At 36.3% G+C, this 14,730-nt stretch carries 9 protein-coding genes and 1 tRNA gene; 6 read left to right on the forward strand and 4 right to left on the reverse strand.

Going from position 1 to position 14,730, the window contains the following annotated elements:
• Positions 1–3: 3 nt before the first annotated feature.
• Positions 4–852, reverse strand: coding sequence for an HAD family hydrolase (locus tag M0051_RS13405; RefSeq protein WP_306742024.1), 849 nt, complete (start codon positions 850–852; stop codon positions 4–6).
• A gap of 70 nt (positions 853–922) precedes the next feature.
• The gene (locus M0051_RS13410) at positions 923–4,372 is read right to left on the reverse strand and encodes a hypothetical protein (RefSeq protein WP_306742025.1); all 3,450 of its coding nucleotides are present in this window, start codon (positions 4,370–4,372) and stop codon (positions 923–925) included.
• 138 nt (positions 4,373–4,510) lie between these two features.
• Between M0051_RS13410 and M0051_RS13415 the strand changes: the two genes are divergently transcribed.
• The 4 genes from M0051_RS13415 (at position 4,511) to gltX (ending at position 11,079) form a co-directional block, all read left to right on the forward strand.
• The gene (locus M0051_RS13415; RefSeq protein WP_306742026.1) at positions 4,511–5,740 is read left to right on the forward strand and encodes a 3-deoxy-D-manno-octulosonic acid transferase; all 1,230 of its coding nucleotides are present in this window, start codon (positions 4,511–4,513) and stop codon (positions 5,738–5,740) included.
• 369 nt (positions 5,741–6,109) lie between these two features.
• Positions 6,110–8,662 (forward strand): adenosylcobalamin-dependent ribonucleoside-diphosphate reductase, encoded by a 2,553-nt coding sequence (locus M0051_RS13420; protein ID WP_306742027.1) that lies wholly within the window; start codon positions 6,110–6,112, stop codon positions 8,660–8,662.
• A gap of 416 nt (positions 8,663–9,078) precedes the next feature.
• Positions 9,079–9,465 carry a response regulator gene (locus M0051_RS13425; protein ID WP_306742028.1) on the forward strand — a complete coding sequence of 129 codons (387 nt, stop codon included), beginning with the start codon at positions 9,079–9,081 and terminating at the stop codon, positions 9,463–9,465.
• 81 nt (positions 9,466–9,546) lie between these two features.
• Positions 9,547–11,079, forward strand: a complete 1,533-nt coding sequence (gene gltX, locus M0051_RS13430) for a glutamate--tRNA ligase (RefSeq protein WP_306742029.1) — start codon at positions 9,547–9,549, stop codon at positions 11,077–11,079.
• A gap of 73 nt (positions 11,080–11,152) precedes the next feature.
• On the opposite strand, the gene M0051_RS13435 is transcribed toward gltX, so the two are convergent.
• Both M0051_RS13435 and M0051_RS13440 read right to left on the reverse strand, forming a co-directional pair.
• Positions 11,153–11,749, reverse strand: a complete 597-nt coding sequence (locus M0051_RS13435; RefSeq protein WP_306742030.1) for a hypothetical protein — start codon at positions 11,747–11,749, stop codon at positions 11,153–11,155.
• 256 nt (positions 11,750–12,005) lie between these two features.
• Positions 12,006–13,718 (reverse strand): glutamine--tRNA ligase/YqeY domain fusion protein, encoded by a 1,713-nt coding sequence (locus M0051_RS13440; protein ID WP_306742031.1) that lies wholly within the window; start codon positions 13,716–13,718, stop codon positions 12,006–12,008.
• Between the two features lie 293 nt (positions 13,719–14,011).
• On the opposite strand from M0051_RS13440, the gene folB reads away from it, so the two are divergent.
• Positions 14,012–14,362 carry a dihydroneopterin aldolase gene (gene folB, locus M0051_RS13445; RefSeq protein WP_054719635.1) on the forward strand — a complete coding sequence of 117 codons (351 nt, stop codon included), beginning with the start codon at positions 14,012–14,014 and terminating at the stop codon, positions 14,360–14,362.
• 118 nt (positions 14,363–14,480) lie between these two features.
• A tRNA-Cys gene (locus M0051_RS13450) sits at positions 14,481–14,551 on the forward strand.
• Positions 14,552–14,730 lie beyond the last annotated feature (179 nt).

Raw genomic sequence — 14,730 nt, forward strand, 5'->3', positions numbered from 1 at the left:
TGTTTAAGCGTTGTTTTTTACAGAACATTCACTTAAAACTTTCTGTATGGCTATAGCAAAACCATCCTTAATTACATTTTCAGTTACCTGATATTTGTCTTTTAATTCATGAGGTGCATTTTCAACTACATAACTGTGCTTTCCCCATTCTAAAAGATCAATGTCATTATAATCATTGCCTATTACAAAAGAATCTTCAGCGTTGATATCAAGTTTCTCACATAACCATTCGCAACCATGTCCTTTTGAAATGTGTAAGGGGAAAATTTCCATCCAAATGGATTCATGATCAAGAGGTGAGGTGGCGCGAATGATTTTAATGTCGTCAAACTTGGTTTTTAATTCTTCAAACCACTCTTCTTTGTTTGGCAGAATTGCTAAAATTTGGCAAGCATCGCGCTTTGTGTCTTGAATGTTACCAACAGGTGTAGAAAATTGTTTGTAAAGATTTAATCTTCTGTCGAAATCTGAATTTTTATTTCCCGTTTTATAATACCAAAATTGATGATTGTTTGGGATTGGGTCCAGAATCATAAAATCAATTTCATGACCAACCAAGATTTTGGAAAGTTCCAGGACTTCATTTGCTTCAATTTGCTGAGAGTAGATCAATTCCTTACTTTTCCAATCCATGATTCCTGCACCAGAAGAGAAAATCAGGTAATCAATAGGAAAATCATCAGGTAAAACAGCCATTGCAGAATATAAAGTTCGTCCTGTGGCAATCACTCTTATAATTCCCGATTCCTTAAGTTGTTGCAAGCATTTGTAGTTTCTAGCACTAACCTCACCCATTGATGGTAACAAGGTTCCATCTAAATCGCTTACTACAATTCTAATCTGATCTGTCATGAATTCTTTTTTTAGCCAACAGCTAAAATTACATTTTTAAGTTGAAAGATAATTGCAGAATTGAGTTAAATTAAAAATAAGCTCTCAATTCCATGCTTCCTACATGTATGGTTTTTCCCCCTTCGCTCTGACGCCCATTATAGGAAATATTCATTTGAAATACTTTAGATAATTGTTGGTTGTATGCAAGATTCCAGGTTGAGTTGTTGCCTGGCAAAAATCCTTCCAACATTTCGTAGGCGATTGAAGTATTTGAATCAGAATTGTATTTCAGATTTAGGAAGTTGATTGCAGCCTGAAGTTTACCAGTTTTAGTTAGTGCATATTGACAATTGGCACCCAGGTTGTGAGTTTTTGATTCTTCAGTAGCTAATTTGTTATCTTTTTGCTGATAGTTGTAGCTTAGGCCAAATTGAAATACAAGACTGGTTTGGAATTTTAATTGGAGCTCGTTTTTGATCTCTTTTAAGCGATAGTTTTGGTTGGTAAATCCTTCCTGATAAAGGCTTTTTGTGCCTAAATCTATACGATTTGAAATTTGACTCGACTTGCCGATGTTCCAATTGTAACGGAATCCGTTCTGTTCTAATTTTCGTCTTTCAAATCCTTGTGTAAGCAATTGTTTGTTTCTACTGCTTAAATGAATAATATCCCAATTGGTTTTTGATTTAGGTTTTCGGTATGAAAAAGTATTCTGAAAGCTAGAATTTACAGTAATTAAATTCTCGTTGGAAGCATGCGATTGTAATGGATTGGCATAAAGATTAAAATCATTTTTCAAGCTTTTTTTAGAAAGACGATAAGCAAAACGGTTGCTAAATCGGGAAATGAACGAACCAATACTCGACTTTGTTTTTAAACGCTTAAAACGGAAATTAAATATTTGTCTAAAATCGCTGGTATAAACTTTATTGTAATTGTTCGTATTGGTAGCGATTCTAATGTAGTTGGCTTCATCTTTAAAGGAGGCGATTTCGAATTCATTAAGCTCCTTTACATCATTGTTGTTGTAATCGGTCCAGCGATAAACACCTCTTCCATCATTCACTTCAACATATGAAAATTCCTTTTCGCTTTCTAATCCAGAACCCAATTCGTAGTAAGTAGAAGTTTGCAGTAATCCTTTTTTTACTTTAGCTTGATGTTCCAGCTTTCCCAGAAATGTGTTTTCCGGTTTTTCCTTGCCAATAGCGTTGTCACTGATCTTTAATCGTCGGTAAATACTTTCAATTTTTAATTGCTGCTTCCTGTTCTTTTTCAGCCAGATTTTACCCCCAAAATCTTCCGATTCACTTTGGGTTTTCAATTCATTATCTAATGGAAGAAAATCTTTTCGTTTGCGGTAATAGAATTGAAAATGATTTTTTGTAGAATCCTGATTTTCGATATAGAATTTGTAAGAATAAAAGGAGAAACTGCTCGCCAATAGATTTTTGCTTTCAGAATTTTCAATTTGATTGTTTTCATTCTCCGTTTCAAGTCCGATTTTGGCAATTTTTGTTGAGTACGCAGCATTCAATGTATGTCGATAAAATTTGCTTTCCAGGTTTTTCTGATCCGTATGTAATAAATTACCATTGAACTGTATAGAATACCTGTTCTTCTGATAAGCTAAGTTTAAATTTTGATTAACACCTTTGTAATCAGATTCTCTTTTTAGTACAGATATATTATGAGTAATTGAACCCCAATTTGCATTGTTGAATTGATTCAGCAGGGCAATGTGGTTTTCGTTGTTTTTATTGGAACTTTCTTCAATATTCCAATCTCTATTGAATTCAACCGACCTAAAATTCTCTATTTGCTCAAAGTTTTTTTGAATAAAATGCATGTTGAGCTGAGTATTCAAAAATTTAGTTGTGTCAGCGATTAAAGTCTTTTTAGCCAAGGAAAATTCTGCTGCAATTCCTTGATTGTCGCCATCATTAATGGAAGAAAATGTATTTAAATCTTTATTGCTTAAGGCAATTTCAAATCTCGAATTGAATGTTTGTGATAGTTTGTAATCGGCACCTAGGCTAAGCATTTGTTGCTTTTGTGGAGTGATCAATTTCGATACGGGAGCATAATCACCTTGTGCGACTCCATCTATTGGATCAACCCATTGATAAACTCTACCATTGGCTATGCTATTAATCTGAATGTAATTCCCTCCATTGCTTCCAACAAAAGAGAAATTTACCCTGTATATTGCTTCTTCTGGTAGGGTAGAGTATTCGTATACAGAGTAAGTTGCTTTGCCCACAGTTTTGGAAATTTTTCGGTACAGAACAAAATCATTGGAATATTCCACCACCTCTTCGTTAGGAACTATGGCTAAATCAAGATTATCACCAATATTGCTTAATAGTTTTTTGTCTTCCTGGCTTAAGGTTTGATCCAAGGGTTGATTTTTACTATCCTGCTCATGATAAATATTAAACCAAATTTTTCCATTCTTGGTTTTGTACTCATTGGCATTAAAAATCAGGTAACGAGAATAGTTTTCTTCAGAATATTCAAACTCCACAACTATTCGAGAGTTTCTTGTTATTGGTTGTTGGGTGGTAAAACTCAATTCTGCAGTGTTGTAATTGATCACATAATCGTAGTTTTCTCCGCGCATTAACTTTTTGCCATTTACAAATACTTTTTCCGAACCCGCCAGAACTACAATAAAGCTTTCATTATTCACACCAGTTAATCGGTATGGACCTTGAATTCCTTCCGATCCTGTAATTTCCATTCTCCTAAATTTTCCTTTGGCGATTGAAGCACTAATTGTTGATTTTAACTCATTGCCATTCTTTTTTTTGCTGATCAAACCAGAAAACTTCCCTCCTTGTACTTTTTTATAAAAGCGCATAAAGTTTCCTTCCTGCGATTCTATTTCATAATCACCAAGAGTAAGTTCCTTGGTATCGTCAAAAAGCTTGATAAAGATTCTGTCAAAATCCTGAATGGATTGTGTATTCCCATCGGGTTGAATAGGGATATTATTGTCGGAAATGGCTGCTAGAATGTTAACATCATCACTCAATTTACCCGATAACTGAAGGTTTAGATTAGAGTTGGTGACTACATCCTGATTGTTTCCATATGAAATGCCTCTTGAGTAATTCCCTTGCTTTTGTAACTGGCTGTCGTTAAGAATGCCTCTGTTGCTATAATCTCTTACAGTTGAAAATGCTCTGGGTCTTGCATCTCCTGCCAAATTAATTTGGGAGATGTCTCTCGTGTATATTGGCTTACGGATATTGTAATTGTAAATTCTATATGTAACGAGGATTGAATCGTTGATTTCCTTTAGTTTTGGACTGCTGATCAGTTCTCCTTTTGCAGAATTAATTTGATACCAATCCTTTTGTATTTCTTTCGTATTATGGAATAGTTTTACTGTAGATGGTAAAATAATTAAGGAGTCTAGCTGTATGGTATCTCTATTGGCTAAAATTCTTTTCGATCTTAGATTGTTTTGAGAGAATCCGATCTGCTTAAGACCGAAACAAAGAAGTAATATGATGAGAATCCGAAGTTTCAATAGAAGATTTTCTTTAAACTGACTTTAGGCATTAAATGATTCGCTTCCTTAATAACGAAATCTGATCTTTAAAATTATTAGTTTTGCATAGAATAAATATAGCGAAGCTGTTCCGTTAAACATTAATTTTTTTCAAATATGGTTTTTTTTTATAACCTGTCTATTCGATTGTATGTTCTTTTAATAAGAATTGCTGCATTTTTTAACCCCAAAGCCAAGCAATGGGTTGTTGGAAGAAAGAATGTATTTACAAAGCTTCAAAAGGCAATACATGGCGAAGAAGATATTATTTGGTTTCATTCTGCCTCATTGGGAGAATTTGAGCAAGGAAGACCTGTTATTGAGAGTTTCAAGGAGAAATATCCAAACAGTAAAATTTTACTAACATTCTTTTCTCCGTCGGGTTATGAAGTTCGAAAAAATTACGAAGGAGCGGATTATATCTTCTATTTGCCACCAGATTTTGCAAGAAATGCAAAACGTTTTATGGATATCGTAAATCCAAAAATGGCATTTTTTATCAAGTATGAGTTTTGGCATCACTATCTTAAAGAGTTGAAGAGAAGAAATGTGCCAACTTATATTTTCTCTACGATTTTCAGACCAGATCAATTGTTTTTTAAAGGATATGGAGGTTTTCATAGGAGAATGTTAAGTGCATTTACCCATTTGTTTGTGCAAAACCAGGAATCGGTTGATTTATTAAATGGTATTGGTCTTTCGAATGTAACTCTTACTGGTGATACCCGATTCGATCGTGTATATACAATTGCAACTAGATCTAAAACTTTGCCAAAGGTGGAAGGCTTTGCACAGGGTAAGGAGGTTCTTATTGCAGGCAGCACCTGGCCAAAAGATGAAGAGAATATCATCAAATATTTAAATGAGACTAAAAATTCTTACAAATATATTATTGCTGCACATGAAGTGGATGAAGATCATATCAACAACATCACTTCTAAAATTCAAAAAACATGGGTGAGATATACCAAGGCAACAAAAGAAGAAATTGATACAGCAGAAGTATTGGTAATTGATTGTATTGGTGTTTTGTCTTCTTTATATCGATATGGTACGGTTTCCTATATCGGAGGGGGATTTGGAAGAGGTATTCACAACACTTTGGAAGCAGCTACCTTTGGATTACCCGTGATATTTGGACCAAATTACCACAAATTTCAGGAAGCAAAAGATCTTATTGAAATAGGCGCTTCAAAATCTTATGAAAACTATTCTGAATTGAAAAATCTTCTCGATATCTTCTATGAAAATTCAGAAAAAAGAAATTGTTCAGGCCTTCAATCTAAAAATTACGTAGATAGAATGCGTGGAGCTAGCGATAAAATTTTATCGGAAATTCAGTTCTGATTTATTGTCTTTTTTGAATACCTAGGTTTTATTGGGGGTGCCACGTTTTTGACGTTCTATTTTTATAAATAGCCTTAAAATGGTGATGAACGGATTTGTTTAAATCGAGAAGTTTTACTATCTGAGAAGAGATATAAGTTTTTCTTTTTGGACAACTTTTTAAAAAAACGAAAAATTTAAATGATTCTAAATCAATAAATTAACATGTTTTTGTGGATAACTTTTCAATAAAAAAAGATTTTGTTGTTGTTCGGTAAGGGTGCTTTGTGTAACTTGCATATTACAAAAATGGACCGGGTGAAGCCGGTCATTTTGCTGATATATAGAGACAAGTTATTCGCAGTAAGAACCACTTTTTTGAGAACCTGAATGGAAGTTAAAGAGAAGCAACAACAAGGAGAAAAAATGAAAGAGACTTTCAACCCTGAAGAAGCCTTTCAAGCGTCTTTTAAATATTTTAATGGAGACGAATTGGCAGCACGTGTTTGGCTGAACAAGTACGCACTGAAGGATTCGTTTGGAAATATTTATGAAAAGACCCCGGATGATATGCATCACAGAATTGCAAGTGAAATTGCAAGAATTGAAAAGCGTTATCCGAATCCGTTAAGCGAAAAGGAAATTTTCGCCGTACTTAAGGACTTTAAATATATCGTTCCACAAGGAAGCCCTATGTCAGGAATTGGTAACAAATTCCAAATTGCATCTTTGTCTAACTGTTTTGTGATTGGTAACGATGGTGATTCCGATTCATATGGTGGAATCATGAAGATTGATCAGGAACAAGTTCAATTGATGAAACGTAGAGGTGGAGTTGGACACGATTTATCTCACATTCGTCCTAAAGGTTCACCGGTTAAAAATTCTGCATTAACCTCAACGGGTGTTGTTCCATTCATGGAGCGTTATTCAAACTCAACAAGAGAGGTTGCACAAGACGGTCGTCGTGGAGCTTTGATGTTGAGTGTTTCTGTTAAGCACCCAGATTCGGAAGAGTTTATTGATGCTAAAATGGAGCAGGGGAAGGTTACTGGAGCAAATGTTTCTGTAAAAATTCACGATGAATTTATGCAGGCGGTATTGGATGGTAAACCATATACCCAACAATATCCTATCAATTCAGAAAATCCAACCTATAAAAAAGATATAGATGCAGGAAAGCTTTGGAACAAAATTGTTCACAATGCCTGGAAATCTGCAGAGCCAGGAATCTTATTCTGGGATACCATTGAAAATGAATCGGTACCTGATTGTTATGCTGACTTGGGTTACAGAACGGTTTCTACAAATCCTTGCGGAGAGATTCCTTTGTGTCCTTATGATAGCTGTCGTTTGTTGGCAATTAACTTGTACAGCTATGTTGAGAATCCGTTCACTGAAAAAGCGAAATTTAATTTCGATTTGTTCAAGAAGCATGTGGCTCTTGCGCAAAGAATTATGGATGATATCATCGATTTGGAATTGGAGAAAATTGATGCAATTATCGAAAAGATCGATGCTGATCCGGAAGGAGATAACATTAAGAGAGTAGAAAAAGAACTTTGGCAAAATATCAAAACAAAAGCGAACGAAGGTAGAAGAACTGGTGTTGGTATTACTGCCGAAGGAGATATGATTGCTGCTCTTGGAATGCGTTATGGTAGTGATGAAGCTATTGATTTCTCAGTTGAAGTTCACAAAACCATTGCAGTTGAGGCTTATCGTTCTTCAGTTTATTTGGCTAAAGATCGTGGTGCTTTTGATATTTTTGACATCAAGAGAGAAAGTAAAAACCCATTTATTTTGCGCTTGAAAGAGGCTGATGAGAGTCTTTATGCAGACATGCAAAAATATGGTCGTAGAAATATCGCATGTTTGACCATTGCACCAACTGGAACTACAAGTTTGATGACTCAAACAACTTCTGGTATCGAGCCGGTATTTATGCCTGTTTACAAGCGTAGAAGAAAAGTAAACCCTAACGATAAAGACGTAAGAGTTGACTTTATTGATGAGGTAGGTGACAGCTGGGAAGAATTTGTGGTATTCCACCACAAGTTTGTGACTTGGATGGAAGCAATTGGAATTAACGCAGCTCAACACTTTACAAACGAGGAAATTGATGAGTTGGTGAAAAAATCACCATACTATAAGGCAACTTCGAATGATGTGGATTGGGTACAGAAAGTCCGTATGCAAGGTAGAGTGCAGAAATGGGTTGATCACTCGATTAGTGTAACTGTAAACTTGCCTTCAGATGTGCCAGAATCATTGGTTGGTGATTTGTATGTTGAAGCTTGGAAGAGCGGTTGTAAAGGTTGTACTGTATACCGTGATGGATCTCGTTCGGGTGTATTGATCTCTAATGATAAGAATGAGGATGACACTAAGGTTGTACCTGAAAAACGTCCTGCTGAATTGGAAGCAGAGGTTGTTCGTTTCCAAAATAACAAAGAAAAATGGATTGCCTTTATCGGTTTGTATAAAGGACATCCTTACGAAATTTTTACCGGTATTGCAGATGATGAAGAAGGTATTTTGCTGCCAAAATCAGTAAATAAGGGTATTATCATTAAAAGAAAGGATGACGAGGGGAATACCCGTTACGACTTCCAGTTCTGTAACAAGCGAGGATTCAAAACCACGTTCGAAGGTTTATCTTACAAATTTGATAAGGAATTCTGGAACTATGCGAAATTGATTTCAGGTGTATTGCGTCATGGTATGCCAATTGAACAAGTTGTAAATCTTGTTTCTGGTCTTCAGTTGGATAGTGAAAATATCAATACTTGGAAAAATGGTGTTGAACGTGCACTTAAAAAATACATTCCAAATGGAACCAAAGCCAAAGGTATGAAATGTGCTGATTGTGGTTCAGACCATATTATTTACCAAGAGGGGTGTTTAATTTGCCAGTCTTGTGGGACATCCAAATGCGGATAAATAATTTTATAAATAACAAACCACTTTTAAATAAAGGAGTCTTTTAAAGACTCCTTTATTTTTGTCATGTTTTAATGGGTGTAAATGGCATTTGTTTTGATTTATAAGTAAAAATGTTTTAAAAAGATTGTATTGTAAGTAAAAAGTCTTATTTTTGTTTCAATCAGTTTAGATTTCAGTTTTAAAACTTATAAATATAAAGTTGATTCCAATGTCAACAATGGTGAGTTCAAGAAATTGACATACGACTGTTTAAATTTATTTCTGTTGTTAGGGCTTTTCGTTGAGAAGCCCTTTTTCTTTACATTAGGTATAAAAAAATTCATATTAGATTCGGATTTTTTTTGTCTTATCATAAAATATTCTAACTTTGGTATAAGACAATTATTTAACTAATAAATAAGAAGATACAGCATATGAATTTTTCCTCTGAATACAATTGGGAAGGTAAAGTGTTACTTGTGGCAGAAGATGAAGATTTTAACTATATCTTTCTGGAAGAAGTGCTTACAGATACCAATGCTCGCTTAATTAGAGCCAGAGATGGGGAAGAAGCCATTCGTATTTTCGAGTCCAATCCTGAAATAGATTTGGTATTAATGGACATGCAAATGCCAGTAATGAATGGATATGATGCTACTCGAAACATCAAGAAATTAAATCAGAAAATTCCTGTAATTGCGCAAACTGCTTACCACTATGGAGAAGCATACGAAGAGATTATGGCTGCCGGCTGCGATGATTTTGTAACAAAACCTATTGATATTAACGGCCTAAAGGATGTGATTGCCCGATTTATTTAATTTTAAGCAGTTTCTTAATTTTCTACAATAAATTTCTTTTTCCATTTTCTTATCTTTGCTGCGAAATTAACGGATATAAAAATGAGCGAAAAGAAAGTCAGAGTTCGATTTGCACCAAGTCCGACCGGACCGTTGCATATGGGTGGTGTAAGAACAGCCTTATTTAACTATTTATTTGCGAGAAAGCACAATGGTGAATTTTTGTTGCGTATTGAGGATACCGATCAAACAAGATATGTTCCAGGAGCTGAAGATTATATTGTAGAAGCACTAAAATGGTGTGGAATTACACTTGATGAGGGAGCTACCGTAGGTGGAGAATATGGTCCTTATCGTCAGTCAGAACGTAAGCCAATGTATCGTGAGTATGCCGATCAGTTGATTGCTTCGGGTGATGCTTATTATGCATTTGATACTCCAGAGGAGTTGGATGCTATCCGTAAGAAGTGCGAAGAAGAAAAGAAGACTTTTATATACAATTACGAAACTCGTGAAAATTTGAACAACTCATTGGCATTGCCTGCCGAAGAGGTTCAAAGAAAGATTGAAGCGGGTGAAGCATATGTAGTTCGTTTTAAAATGCCTGTTGGTGAAGAATTACACATGGATGATGAAATTCGTGGTCATGTAGTATTCAATACATCTACTTTGGATGATAAAGTATTGTTCAAGTCGGATGGAATGCCAACTTATCACCTGGCAAATGTGGTGGATGACTATTTGATGAAGATTTCTCACGTAATTCGTGGTGAGGAATGGTTGCCATCGATGCCATTGCACGTGTTGCTTTACAGACAACTAGGATGGGGTGAAGATATGCCTAAATTCGCACACTTGCCCTTAATTTTAAAGCCAGTTGGTAAAGGAAAATTAAGCAAGCGCGATGGCGATAAGTTAGGTTTCCCTGTATTTCCATTGTTGTGGACCGATCCAAAAAGCAATGACATTTCTTCAGGATACCGCGAAGATGGATATTTCCCGGAAGCTTTCGTAAACATGTTGGCTTTCTTGGGTTGGAACCCAGGAACTGAGCAGGAAATCTTCTCAATGGACGAGCTTTCTCAGGCATTCTCATTGGATCGTGTGAACAAGTCTGGTGCGAAGTTTGACCCTGAGAAAACCAAATGGTACAATCGCCAATATTTGGTAAAGAAATCAGATGAGGAGATTGGTAGCTTATTTACCGAAGAGGTATTAAAAGCAAGAGGTATTGAAGCTGATCAATCTGTTGTGAATCGCGTATGTGGAATGGTGAAGGATCGTGTAGATTTTATCGCTGAACTTTGGGATCAGGTGAATTTCTTCTTCGAAGCTCCAAAAGAGTACGATGCCAAGACAGTGAAAAAAGGATGGAAAGCTGATACTCCAGAATTGATGACTGAATTAAAAGGCATTTTGGAAGGTATTGAAGACTTCTCATCAGCAAATACAGAGGAAGTAGTTAAAGAATGGATCACATCGAAGGAAATTGGCTTTGGAAAAGTGATGAACCCATTCCGTTTGGCTATGGTTGGTGCAGGTAAAGGCCCTCACATGTTCGATATCATCGAAATCCTTGGAAAAGAAGAAACCATTGCTCGTTTGGATTTTGCAATGGAGAATATCAAAAAATAAATCATTGATATTAGATATAAAGAAGGGCTGTCAATCTTGAATTGACAGCCCTTTTCTTTTAGTATAATGTGATTTAGCCTCTGCGTCTTTCCAAAAGAATCATCATCATAAGGCTTAACATGATTCTGTCATCATCTTCCTCATCCATTTCTCCCAATTTCGTCAACTCGAATCTACGACCAAAGAAGGAAGGCATCTTTTTCAAGCGAATAATTTCTTGTTCATCCTGATCTTTCACAATGTAAGATGGATTGAACAGGTAACCAGTAAGAATACCCAATACAGGCACTTGTGATAGTATTGAATCTAATACTTTGATCCAGCCATTTTCTTCGCGAATATTGTATTTCTCATGTTCACTTCCGTTAAATATTTTGTACTCCGCTTTCCAAATGGATTTCCAGCCCTTACGAACTACCTTACCAAATTCTTTTTGATCTTCATCCAAGAACTTATAGGCAGTAGAAAAATCTAACCACTTGTCGGCTTTAATGCTATAGTTTTGCTTTGTGCGTGTTTCGTCGCTATAAATCTGAATGTCCTCTTTAAGCTTGAACATTTTCTGGCGAACGTAAGCTAATATTTTGCCATCGGCATCGGTAGCCGTAAAGTCGTTGGCAATGGTAGAAACTTTGAATTCAAAGTTAACGGGGAATTGTATTTTTTGCATCTGATGTGATTATAGTTAATGAGGCCGCAAATTTATGAAATGCATATTGCTGAACAAAACAAAAATATTATAAATTACACTTGATATTATAAAATTGTCAATTCAAATTTGTACAAATATCAATTGCCCCATGAATTGCCCCGGGTTTTAACCCAGGGAGTATTGATATAAAAAAACCTGTCAGGAAAATCCCAACAGGTTTAAGTATTTTGGTTTTAGATTCTCACTGAAAGTGTGAATCTAAATAATTAAAAGTTTATTTCTTCTTCTGTGATTTTGCCCAAGAATCTTTTAGTGAAACCGTACGGTTAAAGATCAATTGATCAGCATTGGTATCCTTATCAACCGAGAAGTATCCCAAACGTGTAAACTGGAAGTGATCTTCAGCCTTAGCATCTTTCAAGCATGGTTCAACGTAACACTCTTTCAAAATCTGCAATGAATCAGGATTGATGAAATCCTTGAAATCTTTGTCCTTGTGTCCGTCAGGAGCTTCGTCGTTGAACAAACGATCGTACAAACGAACTTCAGCTTTAGCTGCATGTTTTGCAGATACCCAGTGAAGCGTACCTTTTACTTTACGTTTGCTCTCTTCTGTTCCACTACCACTTTTCGATTTTGGATCGTATGTACAGTGAATTTCGGTGATGTTTCCATCAGCATCATACACCGCTTTTTCGCACATTACAATGTAACCAGCCTTTAAACGAACCTCGCGACCCGGAGTCATTCTAAAGAATTTGCGTGGTGCATCTTCCATAAAGTCGTTGCGCTCGATATACAATTCGCGCGAGAATGGAATTTCACGAGTTCCTGCATTCTCATCTTCCGGATTGTTATCAATGGTCAACCATTCTTCTTCTCCTTCAGGATAGTTGGTAATTACCAATTTTACAGGATCCAACACACCCATTACACGAGTTGCAGTTTTGTTCAAATCTTCTCGAACACAGAACTCCAATAAAGAAACATCAATTACATTGTTACGTTTTGCCACACCAATGGTATCGGCAAAGTTGCGAATTGCAGCCGGAGTATAACCTCTACGACGCAAACCAGAAACGGTTGGCATTCGTGGATCGTCCCATCCATTTACATGACCATCGGTAACCAATTCCAATAACTTACGCTTACTCATTACGGTGTAGCTTAAGTTTAAGCGAGCAAATTCGCGCTGCTTAGGTCTGTATTCGGTATCAGTAATGTTATCGATAAACCATTCGTAAAGCGGACGGTGAACTTCGAATTCCAATGTACAGATTGAGTGAGTAATTCCCTCGATATAATCCGACTCGCCGTGAGCATAGTCGTACATTGGGTAAATGCACCACTTGTCGCCAGTACGGTGATGATGCGCATGCAAAATACGATACATCAACGGATCGCGCATGTGCATGTTTGGTGAAGCCATATCAATTTTAGCACGCAATACTTTTTCTCCATCCTTGTACTCACCATTCTTCATTCTTGCGAATAAATCAAGGTTTTCTTCAACGCTACGGTTACGGAAAGGACTTTCGGTTCCCGGAACTGTTGGTGTTCCCTTTTGCTCTGCAATTTGCTCAGCAGTCTGATCATCAACATAGGCTTTGCCATCTTTGATTAACTGAACTGCCCAATCGTATAACTGATCGAAATAATCAGAAGTATAATGTGGCTCGCCATCCCATTGGAAACCCAACCATTTGATGTCTTCCATAATGGATTCAACATACTCTGTGTCTTCCTTAACCGGGTTGGTATCGTCGAATCGTAAATTACATTTTCCCTGGTATTGTTGGGCAAGGCTAAAGTTTAGGCAAATTGCCTTTGCGTGACCGATGTGAAGATACCCATTTGGTTCTGGTGGGAATCGGGTGTGTACTCTTCCATCATTTACATTGTTTTGCAGATCTTCCTCGATGATCTGTTGGATAAAATTCAGAGATTTTTCGTTAGCACTCTCTTCCTTTACAGTTTTGTTATCCATGTTTTTCAATTTAAAATGATACAATGATTTGCCTCGGATTCGATTGAATCCTGCCTTGCTTTTCGTTTCGAAATGCACAAACATAAATTTACAATAATTCTTTACATCTGTACCTGTTTGAAAACGAAAAAACAAAAGTAGATAAAATACGCTAAAATCAATTACGATTTAAGAATTACGAATGACGAATTTATTCAAAGTTTGTAGTAGTTAAATTTCAATACTCGTAATTCCTCTTTCGTAATTCGTAATTTAATTTCTATTTTCGCCCCAGAATATCAACAACAAATACAATGGGAATTATCGAATTGGAAGGCATGGAGTTTTATGCCTATCACGGATGTTTTAAAGAGGAGCAGATTGTAGGGAACAAATTCACCGTGTATGTACGCATGGAGTACGATGAAACAAAGGCTGCCCAAAGCGATTACATTGGCGATGCTTTAAACTACCAGCGTGCCTACGAAAAAATTAAGGAGCAACTGCAAATTAAATCGCATTTGTTGGAGCATGTTTGCCAGCGAATTTTGGATATGTTGTACGAAAACTTCCCAGAATTGCAGCATGCAACGGTAAAAGTATCGAAAATGAACCCGCCAATGGGTGGACAAATAGAAAAAGTTAGCCTTACGCTGAGCCGTTAAGCCATTGATAATGCTAACTTTGCATTTTGGGCGTGAAATTTTTGTTACAAAAGCTAGCAAAAAGTTTGCATAGGTAAAACAGAAATTTATATCTTTGCAACGCCTTTAAGGGAGATAGGGTCTCTTGGCCGAGTGGCTAGGCAGCGGTCTGCAAAACCGTCTACGGCGGTTCGAATCCGCCAGAGACCTCTGGAAAATTCGAATAAAACCTCATTTGCTTATGCAGATGAGGTTTTTTGTTTTTATATATTTTCTAGTTAATGCCTTTATTCTGGATCAAGATGAAAACTTGAGGGGAGTGTATGTTTCAAGCATAAATTTTAGAAAGTCTGAATAGGAAAAACTCAATTTCCCTCACACCTCTAAAA

Source organism: Marinifilum sp. D714 (assembly GCF_030851345.1).
GTDB lineage: Bacteria > Bacteroidota > Bacteroidia > Bacteroidales > Marinifilaceae > Marinifilum.

What these genes read in the sequence shown, in the direction of transcription:
- M0051_RS13405 (WP_306742024.1), bottom strand. Translation starts at nt 852, where the DNA reads ATGACAGATCAGATTAGAATTGTAGTAAGCGATTTAGATGGAACCTTG.
- M0051_RS13440 (WP_306742031.1), bottom strand. Translation starts at nt 13,718, where the DNA reads ATGGATAACAAAACTGTAAAGGAAGAGAGTGCTAACGAAAAATCTCTG.
- folB (WP_054719635.1), top strand. Translation starts at nt 14,012, where the DNA reads ATGGGAATTATCGAATTGGAAGGCATGGAGTTTTATGCCTATCACGGA.
- M0051_RS13420 (WP_306742027.1), top strand. Translation starts at nt 6,110, where the DNA reads ATGGAAGTTAAAGAGAAGCAACAACAAGGAGAAAAAATGAAAGAGACT.
- M0051_RS13425 (WP_306742028.1), top strand. Translation starts at nt 9,079, where the DNA reads ATGAATTTTTCCTCTGAATACAATTGGGAAGGTAAAGTGTTACTTGTG.
- gltX (WP_306742029.1), top strand. Translation starts at nt 9,547, where the DNA reads ATGAGCGAAAAGAAAGTCAGAGTTCGATTTGCACCAAGTCCGACCGGA.
- M0051_RS13415 (WP_306742026.1), top strand. Translation starts at nt 4,511, where the DNA reads ATGGTTTTTTTTTATAACCTGTCTATTCGATTGTATGTTCTTTTAATA.
- M0051_RS13435 (WP_306742030.1), bottom strand. Translation starts at nt 11,749, where the DNA reads ATGCAAAAAATACAATTCCCCGTTAACTTTGAATTCAAAGTTTCTACC.